The sequence below is a fragment of the Actinacidiphila oryziradicis genome (genome assembly GCF_005047355.1).
In the GTDB taxonomy this organism is placed as follows: Bacteria; Actinomycetota; Actinomycetes; order Streptomycetales; family Streptomycetaceae; genus Actinacidiphila; species Actinacidiphila oryziradicis.
Window position 1 is genome coordinate 61387 of sequence record NZ_SUMC01000025.1, and the last position, 18057, is coordinate 79443.

The window sequence follows — 18057 nt, forward strand, 5'->3', positions numbered from 1 at the left end:
CACATGGAATGGGGGACCGCGCGGGTCCTGCGCGACCGCGATGCGGGCCTGTACCTGGGCGGAGTGCTCATCTCCGGCTTCGGCAGCTCCGCGATGCTCTTGGTCGCGGGGATCTGGGTGAAGTCCCTGACAAACTCCAACAGCCTTGCGGCGCTGGCCGGTTTCTGCGTATGGGCGCCCATGTGGCTCGGCCCGCTCATCGGTACCCTCGCCGACCGGGTCCGCCGTCGCCCGCTGCTGGTCGCGGTGAACACCGGCCTGGCCCTCCTGCTCCCCGTCCTGCTCGGCGTCCGCTCCAGCCACGGCGTCTGGCTGATCTTCGCCGTCCTCTTCCTCTACGGCACCGCCTCCGTGCTGTGCGACGCGGCGGAGGCCGCCATCGTCACCGCCACCGTCCCCGACGCGCTGCGCGGCGACTTCAACGGCCTCCGCATGACCGCCAACGAGGCCATGAAGCTCCTGGCCCCGCTCATCGGCGCCGGGCTCTTCGCCCGCTACGGCGGTGGCCCGGTCGCCCTGCTCGACGCCGTCACCTTCGCCCTCGCCGCCCTTGTCTTCGCCCTGCTGCGGGTACGGGAAGCGGCCCCGGCCCCGCTCACCACGGGCGGCTGGCGCACGCAGACCGCCGAGGGCATCCGCTATCTGCGGCGGCATCCGGCGCTGCGCCGCCTGGTGGGCGTCGGCTCCGCCGCGATGCTGCTCTCCGCTCTCAGCAGCTCCGCGATCTACGCGGTCGTCGACGCGGGGCTGCACCGCTCTCCGGCCTTCACCGGAGTGCTCTACTCCGTGCAGGGCGCCGGCTCCGTCGTCGGCGGACTCCTCGCCGGTCCGCTGCTGCGCCGGATGCCGGAACGGCTCTTCGCCGCCGCCGGGATGGCCGTTTTCGCCACCGGCATCGCTCTACGGGCCGTCCCCTTGACCGCCGCCGTCCTCGCGGGGAGCGGCTCGATCGGCGTCGGGCTGCCGTGGGTGATCGTCGCCGGGCTGACCGCCGTCCAGCGCGAGACCCCGGGGGACCTCATCGGCCGTGTCGCCGCCACCGCGAGCACCGTCGTCTTCGCCCCTACGGCGCTGGGGAGCCTCGTGGGCGCCGGGCTGGTCGCCGTCGTCGACTACCGAGTGCTGCTGGGCTCGCTCGGTGTGGCGGGCGCGGTGGTGGCGGTGGCGGCGTCAGGGGCGCTGCGGCGGGGCGGGGTGCGGGACCGGGGAACGGGGCCGGACACGGCGCCGGTTCAGGAGGCCGGTCCAAGCTCCAGCCGCAGCCGCAGGTAGTCCGCCCCGCCGGGGCCCGGGGTGCGCTCGCCGTCGGGGCGCCAGCCGTGGCGGGTGTAGAAGGCGAGGGCGCGGGGGTTGCGCTCCCAGGCGGAGAGGGTGCCGTAAGGGATCGACGCGTCGCGCAGCGTCCGCACGTAGGCGTCGTGGAGGAGCGAGCCTATGCCGCGGCCCCAGTTGTCCGGGCGTACATGGATCTGGTGCAGTTCGCCGGTCGTGCCGATGGCCAGAATGCCGAGGACCGCCGATGCGTCCGGGTCAGCTTCGCGTACGGCGCAGAGCGTGGTCCGGTCGGTGCTGCGGATCGCCCGGGCCCAGCCGGCGATGCGGTCGGCGTGCTCGGCGGGGGTGCAGATCTCCGCGTCGTCGAGGCCGCCCGCGCGGTAGTAGGCGGTACGGGCCTCGGTGTGGACGGAGACCATCGCGTCGAGGTCGGCCGGGGTCGCGGGGCGGACGGTGATGTCAGCGGGTGATGTCTGCATGGCCGTTCCGACGTCCGCGGGAGGCTTCTCGGTTGCCCGTTGCCCGTTGCCCGTTGCCCGTTGCCCGCGTTGCCTGTTGGCGTCCCATCCGACAGGGATTTCATCCTTGACAAGAATATTTGTCGGTGGAACGCTGGTCGTATGTTCGATGTGGCAGTGATAGACGATCCGGCCGCCGCCGAGATATCGCTGGACCCGGTGCGGGCCCGGCTGCTCGCCGCGCTGGCCGAGCCCGGCTCGGCCAGCACGCTGGCCGTCCGGGCCGGGCTGACCCGGCAGAAGGCCAATTACCACCTCAGGGCGCTGGAGCGGCACGGCCTGGTCGAGCTGGTCGAGGAGCGTCGCAAGGGGAATTGCACGGAGCGCGTACTGCAGGCGACCGCTGCGTCCTATGTGATCTCCCCGACCGCGCTGCCCGAGGTGGCCCCCGACCCTTCCCGGGCCCCGGACCAGCTGTCCGCCCGCTGGCTGCTCGCTCTCGCGGCCCGGCTGGTTCAGGAGGTCGGCGGGCTCATAGCCGGCGCGACCGCCGCCCGGCAGCGCCTGGCGACGTTCGCCATCGACAGCGAGATCCGGTTCGCCTCGGCCGCCGACCGGGCCGCGTTCGCCGAGGAGCTCACCGGCACCCTCGCTGCCCTGGTCGGCAAGTACCACGACGAGACGGCGGAAGGCGGCCGACCGCACCGCCTCGTCGTCGCCCTGCACCCAAGCGTCTCTGGAACTCTTAAGGATCCTGGGTCATCGCGTGGCCCCGAGGGGTGGAAGCGGTGACGAGCGCGGACGAGTCCGGGCCGATCCTTGGGCAGAGCCCGTGTGCGGCGTCACTGGCGGTGACGAGGTGCCAGCGTCTGGACTGTGCCCGGCTCTTTCGGGTCGGGCACACCCTGGGATCGCTGCCCCGCCGGACGCTGAACCGGTCACCGCAGGTGAAGCACGATGCCAGTGGCGGGGACCGCGCGCATTTCCAGCACGCGGCGTGTATGTCAGGTAGAACGAGAGGCAGTCCATATGGTTACGCCCGAGCCGAATCGGCTTTCCGCGGCTTCACCAGGCCAATCGCCGCCCCGTTGAAGACCCTCAAGAAGAAGGAGTGGTAGAGATGTCCAAGGAATTCGAGATCAAGCGCGAAGGCGAGCTGCACACCACCCCCGAGGAGTACTGGGACGCGATCACGACCGGCACCGGAGGCTGGCTGTGGCCGATGGAGTTCGAGCCGCGAGAGGGTGGTGCGGCCGCCTTCGGCGGCACTGTGACCGTCTGGGAGCCGCCGCACCATTTTGTCACCCGGGTGGAGGGCGAGAACGGCTGGTTCAACCAGTTGGAGCACGTCATCGAAGGACGTGACGGCGGTACGACCTGGTTCCGCTACGTTCACAGCGGCATCTTCGGCGACGACTGGGACAACCAGTACGACGGCGCCGACAAGCACACCGACTTCTACCTCCATACCCTCAGGCAGTACCTGACCTACTTCAGCCGCTGCCCGGTGGCGTATGTGGCGACCGACGGACCGGACGCCTCGAAGGCGCCGGACGCCTTCCAGGTGCTGCGGGACGAACTCGGGCTCGGCGCCGACGTGGCCCAGGACGACTCGGTGCGGGTCACGCTGCCGGGCATCGAGCCGCTGGACGTGGTGGTCGACTACCTCACCCCGGAGTTCATCGGCCTGCGAACGGATGAAGGGCTGTACCGCTTCTTCGGCCGGAACGCCTTCGGGGCGCCGATCGGGATAGCCCTCCACCTCTTCGCTGACGGCGTGGACCAGGACAAGGTCCGCTTGACTTGGCAGTCTTGGCTGAACGGAGTGTTCGCGCAGTCCTAACCTCGTAGGCCATGGAGAACGCATTCGCACAGGCGGCCCGGATCTGCGACCGGATCGGCGAACTCGACCAGGAGATCCTGGCGTTCCTGCCCGAGCCCGGCAGGCGGGACCGCCTGGAGCGCGATGCGCGGTCGGTGCCGGGAGCAGGGCTTCCGCTGCAGGGTGTACCCGTTGGTGTGAAGGACATCATCCGCGTCGACGGACTGCCTACGCGCGCCGGGTCCGCCCTGCCGCCCGAGGTGTTCGCAGGGCCGCAGGCGCCGCTGGTGGACCGGCTGCGGGCAGCAGGGGCGCTGGTGGCGGGCAAGACGGTCACTGCGGAGTTCGCGGTGACGGCGCCCGGTCCGACCCGCAATCCGCGCAACCCCGCCCACTCGCCCGGCGGTTCGAGCAGCGGGTCGGCGGCGGCCGTCGCGGCGGGCATGGTGCCGCTGGCGGTCGGGACGCAGACGGTGGGCTCGGTGATCCGCCCGGCGGCGTACTGCGGGGTGGTCGGCTTCAGGCCGACCCATGGGCGGATCCCGGTGGAGGGGGTGATCGCCAACGCGCCGTCCTTCGACACGGTAGGGGTTTTCGCCGCCGACGTGGCAGGCGTGGCGCTCACGGCGAGCGTGCTGTGCGACGGTTGGCGGCAGGCCCTGGGGCCGGGCCTCCGGCCACCGGTGCTCGGAGTCCCGGACGGCCCGTATCTGGCACGGGCCGGGGCCGAGGCGTTGGACGCGTTCGAGGAGCAGGTGGGGTCATTGCGGGCGGCCGGTTTCCCGGTGCGCCGGATACCGGTGATGCCTGACTTCGAGCAGATCTTCCAGTGTCTGTATGTCATCAATCGTTTTGAGGTCGCGCGGACACACGCTGAGTGGTTTCCGCGCTTCGGGGAGCTCTACCGGGAGCAGACAGCCGCCGCGATCTGCCAGGGACAGACGATCGGTCACGACGACTACGCGAAGGCGCTGCGGCAGCGCGAGGACTTCCACGACCGGCTGACGGCGGCGATGTCCGACGCTCGCATCGACCTCTGGCTCGCTCCTTCGGCGACCGGCCCGGCGCCGCGCGGCTTGTCGAGCACCGGGTCGGGCGTGATGTGCCTGCCGTGGAGCGGCGCCGGGCTGCCGTCCCTGACGCTGCCGGCCGGGGCGGCACGGAACGGGCTGCCACTCGGGCTGCAGTGCGTCGGTCTGCCGGGCGCCGACGAGGAGTTGCTGGCCCGGGGCGCCGTGCTCGCGGCCGTACTGCCGGGTTGACAACTTGTTGCCGGGTTTTAGGGCCTGTCCGGCCCTAGTACCCCCAGGGGGCGGCCCTCCGGGACGCTGAGCCCCGGGTGGCCGCCCCCTCGTGGTGACAGGGGGCTTGCTGGCTCCCGGGCCGGCCCGTCGACTGCTCACTTCGCCGGCTTCAGCCCCGCGAGCTTGGTCGTACTAATGTTCGAGGAGTGGTCTATGGTGGAAGGAGAGGCCCGCAGGTAGGGCAGGTCGGAGGGGGCGCGTGAGCCGCGGGAACAGTAGGAGGTGCGTATGCCGGACTTTACGCATCTGCACACGGTCTCCGGCTTCTCGTTGCGGTACGGGGCGGCGCACCCGGAACGGCTGGCGGAGCGTGCGGCGGAGCGCGGGATGGACGCGCTGGCGCTGACCGACCGGGACACGGTTGCCGGGGTGGTGAGGTTCGCGAAGGCGTGCGTGGCGGCCGGGGTGCGGCCGGTGTTCGGGGCGGGGGTGGCGGTGCCCGCGGCGTACGGCGCAGGGCGGCCGGGGGAGGGGCGGCGGCGGACGCCGGTGAAGGGAGGGGCGTTCGTGGCGGAGGCAGCGGACCGAGCGCTCTTCCTGGCCCGCGACGGGGCAGGGTGGGGCGCGCTGTGCCGGCTGGTCAGCGCGGCGCACACGGACGGCGGCACCGGCTGGAGCGACCTGGCCGGCAGCGGCAGCGGAGACGGACTGTATGTGCTGCTCGGGGCGGACTCCGAGGTCGGCAGGGCGCTCTCCGCCGGGCGCCCCGACCGGGCGGCGAAGCTGCTGCGGCCCTGGCGCGAGGTGTACGGGGACGCGCTGCGCCTGGAGACCGCCTGGCACGGCAACCAGGGCACCGGGCCGGGGTCGCTGCGGCTCGCCGCCCGTACGGTGGGCTTCGCGGCTGAGCAGGGCGTCACGGCGGTGCTGACCAACGCCGTACGGTATGCCGACCCCGGGCAGGGCGAGGTGGCCGATGTGCTGGACGCGGCCCGCCGCCTGATGCCCATCGACGTGACCAGGCCGGAAGCCCTGGACAGCGGCGAGCGCTGGCTCAAGGGTGCCGGCGACATGGCCCGTACCGCCGAGCGGATCGCCGAGGCGGCGGGCGGCCGGCGCGGGGAGGCGCACCGGCTGCTGCGGGCCACCGAGGAGATGGCCGCCGGGTGCGCGGTGGACCCCGAGGACGACCTCGGCATCGGGCAGGTGCACTTCCCCGAGCCGGAGCTGGTCGGGGCGGGCGCCCGGACCGCCGACCGGGTGCTGCGGTCGCGGTGCGCCGCCGGGATGGTGCGTCTGAGGCACGACGGGGACCCGGAGTACTGGCGGCGGCTCGACGACGAGCTGCGCATCATCGAAAGGCTCGGCTTCGCGACGTACTTCCTCACCGTCTCCCAGGTGGTCGATGACGTACGCGGCATGGGGATCCGGGTCGCGGCCCGGGGCTCGGGCGCCGGATCGCTGGTCAACCACCTGCTGGGGATCGCGAGCGCAGACCCCGTCGAGCACGGGCTGCTCATGGAGCGCTTCCTGTCCGGGCGGCGCAGCGCGCTGCCCGACATCGACATCGACGTGGAGTCGGCGCGCCGGCTGGAGGTGTACCGCGCGATCTTCGCGCGCTTCGGTGCCGAGCGGGTCGCCGCAGTCGCCATGCCCGAGACCTACCGGGTGCGGCATGCCATCCGGGACGTGGGCGCCGCGCTCGGCATGGACCCGGCGGCCATCGACCGGCTCGCCAAGGCGTTCCCGCACATCCGGGCCCGCGACGCCCGGGCCGCGCTCGCCGAGCTGCCCGAGCTGAAAGCGGTCGCGGGCGAGGACCATGGGCGGCTGTGGGAGCTGGTGGAGGCGCTGGACGCGCTGCCGCGCGGGGTCGCCATGCACCCGTGCGGGGTGCTGCTCTCCGATGCCGGGCTGCTGGGCCGTACGCCGGTGATGCCGACCAGCGGCGAGGGCTTTCCGATGTCGCAGTTCGACAAGGAGGACGTCGAGGATCTCGGGCTGCTCAAACTCGATGTGCTGGGCGTACGGATGCAGTCCGCGATGGCGTATGCGCTGAGCGAGGTCGAGCGGGTCACGGGCGAGCGGATCGACCTGGACGCCGTGCCCGCCGGGGACCCGGCGACGTATGAGCTGATCCGGTCCGCCGAGACGCTCGGCTGCTTCCAGATCGAGTCGCCGGGCCAGCGCGACCTGGTCGGGCGGCTGCAGCCGAGTACTTTCCACGACCTGGTGGTCGACATATCGCTTTTCCGGCCGGGACCGGTCGCCGCTGACATGGTGCGGCCCTTCATAGAGGCGCGGCACGGGCGCGCTCCGGTGCGGTATCCACACCCCGACCTGGAGGACACGCTGCGGGAGACCTATGGCGTTGTCGTCTTCCATGAGCAGCTGATCGAGATTATCCGTGTCATGACCGGCTGCGACCGGGCGATGGCCGACGAGGCGCGGCGCGCGCTCTCCGACCCGGCACGGCAGGGCCGGGTGCGGGCCTGGTTCGCGGCACAGGCGCGCGAGCGGGGGTACGGGATGGAGGTCGTACGGCACACATGGGAGATCGTCGAGGCCTTCGGGGCATACGGGTTCTGCAAGGCGCACGCGGTGGCGTTCGCCGTGCCGACGTACCAGTCGGCGTGGCTGAAGGCGCACCACCCGGCGGCTTTCTATGCCGGGCTGCTCACCCATGACCCGGGTATGTACCCGAAGCGGCTGCTGCTCGCGGACGCGCGGCGGCGCGGGGTGCCGGTGCTGCCGCTGGATGTGAACCGGTCGGGCACCGCTCATTTGATCGAACTGGTGTCCGATGGGGTCTGGGGGCTGCGGCTCGCCCTCTCCGAAGTGCACGGCATCAGTGAGGAGACGGCGACGCGGATCGCCGCCGGGCAGCCGTACTCCTCGCTCCAGGACTTCTGGCAGCGCGCCCGTCCCGGCCGCGCCATCGCCGAACGCCTCATCCAGGTCGGCGCCCTGGACGCCATCGCCCCCGGCGTCAACCGCCGCGACCTGCTGCTCCAGGCCGCCGAGCTCCACCGGCAGGGCCGGGCGGCCGGTGCCGACGGCCAGCTTCCGCTGGCCGAAGGGCGGTCCGCAGCCCCGGCGGGCCTCCCCGACATGGACGCCGGCGAGCGGCTCGGTGCCGAACTCGGCGTCCTCGGCATGGACGCCTCCCGGCACCTGATGGACGACCACTTCGCGTTCCTGGAAGAGCTCGGCGCCATCCCCGCGCGCCGGCTGCATGAGGTACGGCACGGCCAGACCGTCCTCGTGGCCGGTGCGAAGGCCGCCACCCAGACCCCGCCGATCCGTTCCGGCCGCCGCGTCATCTTCACCACTCTCGATGACGGCACCGGCCTGGTCGACTGTGCCTTCTTCGACGACAGCCACGCCGCCTGTGCCCACACCGTCTTCCACTCCTGGCTGCTGCTGGTGCGCGGGGTCGTCCAGCGGCGCGGTCCGCAGAGTCTCAGCATCGTCGGCGCCGCCGCCTGGAACCTCGCCGAACTTGTCGAACTGCGTCGCACAGGCGGCCTGGAGGACGTTGCCGCCGAACTGGCCGCGCCCGGCGCGCCTGATGCCGCCGACCCGGGTGCCGGTCGCCGGATCCACCTGCCCACCGGGTACGAGATGCACCCCTGGGCGGACCTCCAGCCCGCCGGGGACCGTGCTGCCACCGGCCGCAAGCTGTGGCACTCCAGCCCGGGGAGCGCGGGATGACCGGTGGCGCGGGTGCGGGTGCGGACGCCTTCGGCGGCCGCCGGACAGCGAGCGCCCCCGGGGTGCTGTACGTGCGCTTCCACGCCGGGGCGGAGATGTACGACCGCCTCCTCGGCCTGCTCCACGAGATCACCCCCGTCGTCCAGGCGCTGCCGCCCGACGCGGCCCTGGCGGATGTGCGCGGCGCACTGCGCTACTTCGGCCGTGACGCCGCCGGACTCGCCGCGCTGGTCAGGGTGCGGGCACTGGCCCGCTATGGCGCCGACTGCACGATCGGCGTCGGCGCCAATCCGCTGCTCGCCCGACTGGCCGTGTACGACGGCGGCCTGCCCGACGGCCCGCAGGGCAGGCCGCCGGGTGCGGTCCGTACCGCCCCGGAGGACTTGGGTGCCATACCCGCCGCCGCGCTGCCCGGCGTCGGACCGGCGACCGCGCGGCAACTCGCCCCGTACGGGCTGGACACCGTCGGCCGCATCGCGGCCACCCCGCTCGGCACGCTGCAACGCATTCTCGGCGCGGCGGCCGGCCGCCGGGTCCACGACCAGGCGCGCGGCATCGACCCGGCCCCGGTCACCCCGAACGCCCCCGCCCGCGCCATGGCCGGCGACCGCCGTTTCGGACGCGACGAGCTCGACCCCGTACGCCACCGTAGGGCACTGCTCTCCCTCACCCACGAACTCGGCGCCCGGCTGCGCGCGGAGGGCCAGGTCGCCCGCTCACTGACCCTCACCGTCCGCTACGCCGACCGCTCCACGACCACCCGTACCCGTATGCTCCCCGAGCCGACCGGCCACACCGTGGCCCTCACCGACACCGCGTACCGGCTGTATGCCTCGCTCGGTCTGCAACGCGCCCGCGTACGCGGCGTATCGCTGCGCGCGGAGGGCCTCACGGCCGCCGGACTCGCCGCCCGGCAGCTCACCTTCGACCCCGGCGACGACAAGGCCCGCCGCATCGAGGCCGCCGCCGACCGTGCCCGGGCCCGCTTCGGGCCGGGGGCGGTGCGCCCGGCCACGCTGCCCGGCACGGCGGCCTGACCTGCGAAGAATTCTTTACTGACGCGTGGCTTCCGCATTTTGCTACTCGCGCGTAATTTGACGTATGAACAAGTGTCTTGTGATCCGGATCACAGTTGGGCATTGAGTTGTAGTCCACTCAGAGCCGCAAGGAGTTCACAGGATGCTGCCCCTGAAGCTGGGATCCCTTCGATCCCTCGTGTGCGCCGGTGCGCTGGTGGTCGCCATGACCGCAGGGCCGGGTGCTGTCGCCGCCCACGCCGCCACCACCAGCGGCTGGAACGACTTCTCCTGCCGCCCGTCCGTCGCCCATCCCCGCCCCGTGGTCCTCGTGCACGGCACCCTCGGCAATGGCACCGACAACTGGCTCGGCCTCGCCCCGTACTTGGTCGCCCGCGGATACTGCGTCTTCTCCCTCGACTACGGCCAACTGGACGGAGTGCCCGTCTTCTACGGGCTCGGCCCGATCGCCGGCTCGGCCCAGCAGCTCTCCGACTACGTCGACCAGGTGCTGGCCGCCACCGGTACGGCCAAGGTGGACATCGTCGGCCACTCACAGGGCGGCATGATGCCGCGCTACTACCTCAAATTCCTTGGTGGCGCCGCCAAGGTGAACGCCCTCGTCGGCCTCGCCCCCGACAACCACGGCACCACCCTCGACGGGCTCACCAAACTGCTGCCCTATTTCCCCGGCGCCGCCGAGGCGCTCGCCGGAACCCTCCCACAGGGCCTGACGGACCAGGTCGCCGGATCGGCCTTCCTGCTCAAGCTCAACGCCGGCGGTGACACTGTCGCCGGGGTCCATTACACCGTCGTAGCGACCAGCTACGACGAAGTCGTCACCCCGTACACCTCCGAATTCCTGACCGGCACCGATGTGCGCAACGTCCTGCTCCAGGATCTGTGCCCGCTCGACCTCTCCGAGCATGTCGCCATCGGCCTCACCGACCGAATCGCCTTCCATGAGGCGGCGAACGCCCTCGACCCGGCGCACGCCACAGCGACCGACTGCCAGTCGGCGGTCAGTTGACCCATGGCGGCGCGAAGCGCGAGCCGTCGGCGAGGATGCCCTCCAGGCCCACGCTGGTGGTGACCCAGGCAGCGGCCGGCTCGTCCATGGTGTCGAGCCGGACGGAGGAGCCCGCGGGGGCGATGGCGGCATCGCCGGGGGTGAGTGTGTGCGGCTTGCCGTCGATGCTGAGCCGCACCGAGCCGCTCAGTACCAGGAACACCTCCTCGCGGGTGATGGTGTGAGCGACGCCGGTGAGGTTCGCGGGGACCTCCAGCCGCCAGGCGCAAAGCTCCTTGCTGCCGCGCGCGGGCGCGGCGTACGACGTGAAACGGGCGCCGTGCACCTCATGGACGACGGCCTCGGCGGTGCGGACAGCGGGCATGGGAACCCCTCCTGTAATAGGCAGGCAACTTGAGCAAGTTGCCTGCCTATATGGTCAAGCTACTTGCTCAATGTGTCAAGCTGATCGCGTGAACGATGAAGACGCCATGGCTCTGACCGCTACCTTGCTCGCCGCAGCCGGCGCGCTCGTCGCCGCCATCGACGACGGTGTCGCCGCGCGCGGATTCGACGACCTGCGTCCTGCCCATGGCTTCGCCTTCGCTCGTATGTCCGCGGCTGGAGCCACCGTCACCGAGCTGGCCGAACACCTGGGCGTCACCCGCCAGGCCGCCAGCCAGCTCGTCGACGAACTCGTCCGCAAGGGTTACGCCGAGCGTCGCCCCCACCCCGACGACGCCCGCGCCCGCCTCGTCGTCCTCACCGACCGGGGCCGGTACTGCACCCGCGCCGCCGAGGATGCCGCGACCGACGCCGTACGCCCCTGGGTTGCCGCCATCGGCGAGCGCCGGCTGCGCGCCCTGCGCGACGATCTGGCCCGTCTCGCGCCGAACGGGCCCATCCGGCCCACCTGGTAGAAACCGCTACGAGCGCCGGCGGCGGCACGTCAGGCACGGTACGGGCGCCCGGCGCGGCGCTTATGCCGTTGTCAAGGGACCACTGAGCGCCGAATAAGAACGCCCCCGTGGCAGGGTGGCCCCATGACCGAACCGACCCCCCGTCCCGCCGCCCTGCGGCTGATCGAGGCCGTCGTCGACCCCGGGACCTGGCACAGCTGGGACGAGCCCGTCACCGCCGCGCCCGACGACTCCGCCTACCAGGCAGACCTGGAGCGGGCCCGCGCCCGTACCGGACTCGATGAGTCAGTGGTCACCGGCGAGGGGCCGGATCCGGGGCCGCGAAGTCGCGGTGGTCGCGAGCGAATTCCGTTTTCTCGGCGGCTCCATCGGTGTCGCGGCGGGGGAGCGGCTGGTACGGGCCATCGAGCGGGCCACCCGCGAGCGGGTGCCGCTGCTCGCCTTCCCGGCCTCCGGCGGCACCCGCATGCAGGAGGGCACGATCGCCTTCCTGCAGATGGTCAAGGTCGCGGCCGCGATCACCGACCACAAGGCGGCCGGTCTGCCCTACCTGGTCTACCTGCGGCACCCAACCACCGGTGGCGTACTCGCCTCCTGGGGCTCGCTCGGCCATGTCACCGCCGCCGAACCCGGCGCGCTGATCGGCTTCCTCGGACCCCGTGTCCACGAGGCGCTGTACGGCGAGGAGTTCCCGCCCGGCGTACAGATCGCGGAGAACCTGCTTGCGAACGGCATCGTGGACGCCGTCATCCCGGCCGACCGGCTGGCGGAAGCCGCGTCCCGCGCGCTCGGGGTGCTCTGCGGCGAGCAGTCCGGAGCCGGAGCCGGAGCCGGAGCCACCGCTCCCTGCGACGGGCCCGGGCCGGAGCCCGACAGCGCCTCGGGACCCACGCCGTCCACCGCCGAGTCCATCCGGCGCTCGCGGCTGCCCGGACGCCCGGGACTGCGAGGGCTGCTCGCGGAAGCGGCCCACGACGTCACCCTGCTCAGCGGCACCGGGGCGGGGGAGCGGGACCCCGGACTGCTGCTCGCGCTCGCGCGGTTCGGCCCGACACCCTGCGTGGTCCTCGGGCACGACCGGCTCAACAGCATCCAGCCGGGCGGCCTGCGCGAGGCCCGGCGCGGGATGCGGATAGCGGCGGAGCTGGACCTGCCGCTGCTCACCGTCGTGGACACGGCGGGCGCCGCCCTTTCCCGGGAGGCCGAAGAGGGCGGTCTGGCGGGGGAGATCGCCCGTTCCCTCGCCGACCTCGTCACCCTGCCCGCCCCAACCTTGTGCCTGCTGCTCGGCCAGGGCGCCGGCGGTGGTGCGCTCGCCCTCCTCCCCGCCGACCGGGTGCTGGCCGCGCGCCACGCCTGGCTCTCCCCGCTGCCGCCCGAAGGCGCCTCGGCGATCCTCTACCGGACCACCGAGCGAGCGTACGAGGTCGCCGACCGGCAGGGCGTACGCTCCGCGGACCTGCTGGCCAACCGGATCGTCGACCGCGTCATCGAGGAGACCCCGGAGCCGTTTCTGGTCCGCCTCGGAGACATCCTCGGTGCCGAACTGGCCGCTCTGCGCACCCAGGACAAGGCGTTCCGGCTGGCGGCGCGCCGGGCCCGCTACCGCAGCCTGGGGCTGGGCTGACCCGCCTCGGGGCGTGTGCGGTGGACACGGCATTGTCAGTGGCGGCTGGCACCATCACAGCATGAACACCGAGGACTACTGGGACGTGGCAGCCGACCACTTCGACGACGAGCCGGACCACGGCCTGCGCGATCCGCGGGTGCGGGCCGCATGGGCCGCCCGGCTGCTGGCCTGGCTGCCCGACGCCCCGTCCGATGTGCTGGACCTCGGCTGCGGCACAGGCACCGTCGCCCTGCTCGCGGCCGGGCAGGGGCACCGTGTCACCGCGGTCGACCGGGCGCCGCGGATGCTGGCGCGGGCACGCGAAAAGCTCGCGGGGTCCGGCGCGCGGGTGCTGGCCGGAGACGCGGTGGAACCGCCGGTCGGGGACGGGGAGTTCGATGCCGTCCTGGTCCGGCATGTGCTGTGGGCGCTGCCCGACCCGGCGAAGGCGCTGCGCCGCTGGGCGGGTCTGCTGCGGCGGGGCGGGCGGCTGGTCCTTGTCGAGGGCCGGTGGGGCGAAGCCGACCCGGTGGGCATCTCCGCCGACACCCTCGCCGAGTTGGCCGCGCCGCTGGGCGGACAGGTACGGATCGAGCAGCTCGCACACGACCCCGCCCTGTGGGGGCGGGAGGTCCATGACGAGCGGTACGCGGCCGTCGTACGGCCCGCCCCGCCCAGCCGGCACGCCGAGATCGTGGATGTCCACCTCATCCTCCGCCGCGGCGGCGACATCCTGCTCGGCCGCCGGGCCGGCACCGGTTACGGAGACGGGCTGCTCAATGCTCCGTCCGGTCATGTGGAGGCCGGCGAGGACGTGCGCGCCGCGATGATCCGCGAGGCGTACGAGGAGATCGGTGTCACCCTGGATCCGGCGGAAGTCAGGGTCGCCCTCGTCATGCAGCACCGTGCGCCGGGCGGCGACACCCGCGTCGGCTGGTTCTTCGAGGCCCGGCACGCCCCGGGCACCGGAGGCGAGCCGGAGAACCGCGAACCGCACAAGTGCTCCCAGCTCGGCTGGTTCCCCCTCGACCCGCTCCCCGACGACATGATCGCGTACTGCAGGGCCGGCATCGACGCCTACCGCGCCGGACAGTGCTTCCTGCTGCATCTCCACGAGGCGGGGGATCCGATCGCCTATGATCCGGGCGGTCCTGACCGCGCCGTCCCGTTGTCGTGGTCGCGGACCTGACCGGACAGACCCCAGGGCGGCCGATGTGCCGTGCCCCGTCAGGAGAACCATCGTGAGCCTCAGGATCGCCATCGACCCGGCCTCCGCCACCGCCCCCTTCGAGCAGCTCCGCGCCCGGATCGCGGACCAGGCCCGGTCCGGCGCGCTGCCCGTCGGCTACAAGCTGCCGACCGTACGGGGCCTCGCGGAGGAGCTGGGTCTCGCGGCCAACACCGTCGCCAAGGCCTACCGTGCCCTCGAAGCGGACGGCGTCATCGAGACCCGCGGCCGCAACGGCACCTTCATCGCAGCCGCCGGCGATGCCGCCGTCCGTGAGGCCGCCGCCGCGGCGACCGCGTTCGCCCAGCGTGTCCAGCGGCTCGGTCTGGACCGGGCCGCCGCCCGCGCCGCTGTCGAGGACGCCCTGCGCGTCGCGTACGGCCAGGCGGAGCGGGGCTCGCCCTCCCCCCAATGACCAGGTGCCCCCGAGGGTGTTGCCGTCGGCCGGCGTCAGAGGTAGAGGCCGTCCGAGGAGGCGGCCGAGGTCGGCGAGGGGATGGTGGGGGAGGTGCCGCGCCGGAGGGCGTAGAGCTGGGCGAGGGTGGCACCCTCGCGGGCGATGCCCTCGGAGGTGCCGAGCCAGGCGGTGGCCTCGCCGCGGGTGAGCGGGCCGACCTCGATGCGGGCCAGGCAGCGGCCGGGCCGGACGACGGCCGGGTGGAGCCGCTCCAGGTCCTCGTTGGTGGTGATGCCGACCAGGACATTGCGCCCCTGGCCGAGCAGGCCGTCCGTCAGGTTGAGCAGCCTCGACAGAGCCTGGCCGGTCTGGTGCTTGGCCTGGCCGCGGATGAGCTCGTCGCAGTCCTCGAGCAGCAGCAGCCGCCAGCGGCCGCCTGACGCCCCGTCGTCCTCTCCGATGGCGATGTCCATCAGATAGCCGACATCGGTGAAGAGCCGTTCCGGGTCCAGTACGCAGTCGACCTGGCACCAGTTCCGCCACGACCGGGCCAGCGTGCGCAGCGCGGAGGTCTTCCCGGTGCCCGGCGGGCCGTGCAGGAGCATCAGCCGCCCGGTGATGCCGTCGGGAGTGAGCTTCATCAGCCCGTCCATGGCGTCGGCGACCGGCGCGGTGTAGTTGCCGCGCACCTCGGCCCAGGTCTTGGCGGAGATCTGCCGGGTGGTGCGGTGCGGGCCGCGCCGCGGCGAGACATACCAGAAGCCCATGCTGACCTCGTCGGACTGCGGCTCCGGCTCGTCCTCGGCGCCGTCCACGGACTGCCCGAGCACCCGCTCGGCGAGCTCGTCACTGACCGAGGACACAGTGACATCGGCGCCCCGGTTCCAGCGCGAGATCAGGATCGTCCAGCCGTCGCCCTCCGCGAGCAGCGAGCTGCGGTTCTTCTCCCGGACCGAGCGCAACACGGTCGCGTCCGGCGGCAGCAGGGTCAGCCCGGCCTTGACGCTGTCCAGTGACGAGCCGCGCGAGTACGGCTGCTCGCCGGAGGTGAAGCGACTCAGGAAAAGGGCGTCGATGACATCGCCCGGCGAGTCGCTGTCGTCGAGACGGAGATGGATGGGGAGCACCTGGTGCGGTGGAGTCTGCGAGGTGGGCGAGTTGGGCGAGTTCGGCGGCTTCTGCGGCACGGGCCTCCTCGGGTTGACGGATGCGTCGGACATGGCGTCGATGATCCGGCACAGGGGCCACTTCCGCCCACTGGTTTTCCCTGGTTCCCCTTGATGAACTGTCCAAAAAACCGGTTGTTCCGGGCACCTCCACCCCGGTGATCTCAACTCAGGGCGTTCGCCTTCTCCCGGACCGGCCGTACGCCCTCCCGGCGAGCGGCAGCAGGAACAGTACGGCGCTCACTGCAGCGACGACCGCGACCCCGCCGCGTATGGACCACATGTGCAGGGCGAGCATTCCCTGGGCGACCAGCAGGTCCATCGCCACGGCCGTCCCGGTCGCGACCACGGCACGGCTCAGCGGGTCGAGGTTTAGCAGGACGGCGGCGAGCGCGGTAGCCGGTGCCATGAGGAGGAAGAAGAAGGTGAACGGCGCCCGTACGGGTGAGGCGATGTCCGCGAGGGCGAGCACAGCTCCCGCCCCGCAGACCCCGGCCGCTGCCCCTGCCCGCAGGAGCAGCGATTCCCTGCCGAAGGACTGTCTGAGGTCTTCTCCGGTTCCTCCGGTCCCTTGAGCCTGTTCGGTCTCTTCGTTGTCTTCGCGAGTTGGTTGCATTGGCGACTTGGCCCCCCAAAAACGCCGGATGCAGAGCTTCAATGTCGCGCAGTCCCGGCGACCGCGTCAAGGAAACAGCCGTCGTCCGCCGGTGGTTGACCGGGGACGACGGCCGCGTTTCAGCCGCGCGTTGTGCTGTTCTGCGCTGCCGGAGTCATCGCGCTACTGCACGATCTTCAGCAGTTTGTTCGGTGAACCCGTACCGACGCTGGTGAGCACATTGGACGTGGCTCCGGCGACCAGCGCGCTGGCGACCGTGGCCGGGGTGGCGCTGGTGTGGCCCGCGAGGTAGACGGCTGCCGCGCCCGCGACGTGCGGGGTGGCCATGGAGGTGCCGGAGAGGGTCGCCGTCGCGGTGTCGCTGGTGTTGTAGCCCGCGAGGATCGACGATCCGGGAGCGAAGATGTCAACGGTCGAGCCGTAGTTGGAGTAGCTGGCCTTGGCGTCGGCGCTGGCGGTGGCGCCGACGGTGATCGCGGTGCTGACCCGGGCGGGGGAGTAGTTGGCCGCGTTGGCGCTGGAATTTCCGGCCGCGATGGCGTAGGTCACGCCGGAGGAGATGGAGTTCGCGACCGCGGTGTCCAGGGAGGTGCTGGCGCTGCCGCCGAGGGACATGTTGGCGACGGACGGGGTGGTGTGGTTCGAGGTCACCCAGTCGATGCCGGCGATGACTCCGGCGGTGGTGCCGGAGCCGGAATTGTCGAGCACCCGGACCGCCACTATCTTGGCGGCCTTGGCCACGCCGTAGGTCGTACCGGCGATGGTCGTGGCGACGTGAGTGCCATGACCGTTGCCGTCACTCGCGGTGGTGTCTCCGTCCACGGCGTCGTAGCCGTAGGACGCCCGCCCGCTGATCTGTGAGTGAGTGATCCGTACGCCGGTGTCGATGACATAGGCCGTCACACCGCTGCCCGCGGTGTCCGGGTAGGTGTAGGTACCGCTCAGCGGCAGGCTGGCCTGGTCGATCCGGTCCAGGCCCCAAGGGGCGCTCGACTGGGTCGCGTCGGCGTGGACCACCTGGTCCTGCTCGACGGAAGCGACCGAGGGGTCGGCCGCGAGCCGCTTGGCCTCGAAGGTGCTGAGCTTGGCCGCGTAGCCGTTCAGCGCCGATCTGTAGGTCTTCTTGACCGTGCCGCCGTAGTTGGCGACCAGGGTCTTGCCCTGGGTGGAGGCGGCCTTGAACCCGGCCGTCTTCTTCAGGGTGACGATGTAACTGCCCTTGACCGCGGTGGGGGAGCCGGCGTGCAGGATCTTCCCTGTGGCCGGTGCGGCATGGGCGGGGAGAGCGGTGCCGGCACCGAGTGCTGCTACGGCGGCCGTTGCGACGACCGTCGCGGCGATCTTGCGCTGGGTGGAACGCATCACTGCCATCGCGAGGGAGTCCTCCTCGATCGGTGGCGCGCTGTGGTGCGCGCGCTCAAGTGGGGGGTGTGCGCACGGTATGGCGCACGTCTACGGGAGCTTTGGCTCTGCTCTCGATGAGCTAAAGATTCGCCTATCTACGGGCGTAGATCAAGGGGTCTGACTAGATGTCATATCCCTGTCATAGAACCGAAATCTTCGGTCCGGCCGCATGGGCACAA

16 protein-coding genes are annotated in these 18057 nt (G+C 71.9%); 11 read left to right on the forward strand and 5 right to left on the reverse strand.

Going from position 1 to position 18057, the window contains the following annotated elements; all coding sequences use genetic code 11:
* Positions 1-3: 3 nt before the first annotated feature.
* Positions 4-1272, forward strand: a complete 1269-nt coding sequence (locus FCI23_RS24750) for an MFS transporter (protein WP_136726125.1) — start codon at positions 4-6, stop codon at positions 1270-1272.
* Here the strand turns inward: FCI23_RS24750 and FCI23_RS24755 are convergent.
* Entirely contained in the window at positions 1233-1754 is a 522-nt protein-coding gene (locus FCI23_RS24755; protein ID WP_136726126.1) for a GNAT family N-acetyltransferase, read from the reverse strand. The genes FCI23_RS24750 and FCI23_RS24755 overlap by 40 nt on opposite strands.
* A 141-nt stretch (positions 1755-1895) precedes the next feature.
* On the opposite strand from FCI23_RS24755, the gene FCI23_RS24760 reads away from it, so the two are divergent.
* From FCI23_RS24760 to FCI23_RS24785, 6 genes are all read left to right on the forward strand, one after another.
* The gene (locus FCI23_RS24760) at positions 1896-2525 is read left to right on the forward strand and encodes an ArsR/SmtB family transcription factor (protein ID WP_136726127.1); all 630 of its coding nucleotides are present in this window, start codon (positions 1896-1898) and stop codon (positions 2523-2525) included.
* 328 nt (positions 2526-2853) lie between these two features.
* Positions 2854-3576 (forward strand): SRPBCC family protein, encoded by a 723-nt coding sequence (locus FCI23_RS24765; protein ID WP_136726128.1) that lies wholly within the window; start codon positions 2854-2856, stop codon positions 3574-3576.
* A gap of 11 nt (positions 3577-3587) precedes the next feature.
* On the forward strand, positions 3588-4817 hold the full coding sequence (locus FCI23_RS24770) for an amidase (protein WP_136726129.1): 1230 nt from the start codon (positions 3588-3590) through the stop codon (positions 4815-4817).
* A gap of 270 nt (positions 4818-5087) precedes the next feature.
* Complete coding sequence (locus tag FCI23_RS24775; RefSeq protein ID WP_136726130.1) at positions 5088-8513, forward strand: DNA polymerase III subunit alpha; 3426 nt, start codon at positions 5088-5090, stop codon at positions 8511-8513.
* A complete protein-coding gene (locus FCI23_RS24780; protein ID WP_136726131.1) occupies positions 8510-9550 on the forward strand; it encodes a DNA polymerase Y family protein in 1041 nt (346 codons plus the stop codon). Before FCI23_RS24775 ends, FCI23_RS24780 begins: the two co-directional genes overlap by 4 nt.
* Positions 9551-9692: 142 nt before the next feature.
* Positions 9693-10559: an esterase/lipase family protein gene (locus FCI23_RS24785; RefSeq protein WP_136726132.1), complete on the forward strand. Its 867-nt coding sequence runs from the start codon at positions 9693-9695 to the stop codon at positions 10557-10559.
* On the opposite strand, the gene FCI23_RS24790 is transcribed toward FCI23_RS24785, so the two are convergent.
* Entirely contained in the window at positions 10552-10923 is a 372-nt protein-coding gene (locus tag FCI23_RS24790) for a cupin domain-containing protein (protein WP_136726133.1), read from the reverse strand. The genes FCI23_RS24785 and FCI23_RS24790 overlap by 8 nt on opposite strands.
* A gap of 88 nt (positions 10924-11011) precedes the next feature.
* Here FCI23_RS24790 and FCI23_RS24795 point away from each other — a divergent pair, with 88 nt between their 5' ends.
* The 4 genes from FCI23_RS24795 (at position 11012) to FCI23_RS24810 (ending at position 14710) form a co-directional block, all read left to right on the forward strand.
* Positions 11012-11458 (forward strand): MarR family winged helix-turn-helix transcriptional regulator, encoded by a 447-nt coding sequence (locus tag FCI23_RS24795; RefSeq protein WP_136726134.1) that lies wholly within the window; start codon positions 11012-11014, stop codon positions 11456-11458.
* 280 nt (positions 11459-11738) lie between these two features.
* On the forward strand, positions 11739-13085 hold the full coding sequence (locus FCI23_RS24800; RefSeq protein WP_322973889.1) for a carboxyl transferase domain-containing protein: 1347 nt from the start codon (positions 11739-11741) through the stop codon (positions 13083-13085).
* A 61-nt stretch (positions 13086-13146) separates the two neighbouring features.
* On the forward strand, positions 13147-14256 hold the full coding sequence (locus FCI23_RS24805) for a methyltransferase domain-containing protein (RefSeq protein WP_136726135.1): 1110 nt from the start codon (positions 13147-13149) through the stop codon (positions 14254-14256).
* Between the two features lie 52 nt (positions 14257-14308).
* Positions 14309-14710, forward strand: coding sequence for a GntR family transcriptional regulator (locus FCI23_RS24810; protein WP_136726136.1), 402 nt, complete (start codon positions 14309-14311; stop codon positions 14708-14710).
* 35 nt (positions 14711-14745) lie between these two features.
* Here FCI23_RS24810 and FCI23_RS24815 read toward each other — a convergent pair whose 3' ends face one another.
* The 3 genes from FCI23_RS24815 to FCI23_RS24825 all read right to left on the reverse strand — a co-directional run bounded on the left by FCI23_RS24815 (position 14746) and on the right by FCI23_RS24825 (position 17845).
* Positions 14746-15912 carry a DUF5925 domain-containing protein gene (locus FCI23_RS24815; RefSeq protein ID WP_136726137.1) on the reverse strand — a complete coding sequence of 389 codons (1167 nt, stop codon included), beginning with the start codon at positions 15910-15912 and terminating at the stop codon, positions 14746-14748.
* Between the two features lie 115 nt (positions 15913-16027).
* Entirely contained in the window at positions 16028-16330 is a 303-nt protein-coding gene (locus tag FCI23_RS24820; RefSeq protein WP_246143951.1) for a hypothetical protein, read from the reverse strand.
* A 306-nt stretch (positions 16331-16636) separates the two neighbouring features.
* Positions 16637-17845 carry a S8 family peptidase gene (locus FCI23_RS24825; protein ID WP_136726138.1) on the reverse strand — a complete coding sequence of 403 codons (1209 nt, stop codon included), beginning with the start codon at positions 17843-17845 and terminating at the stop codon, positions 16637-16639.
* Between the last annotated feature and the right edge of the window lie 212 nt (positions 17846-18057).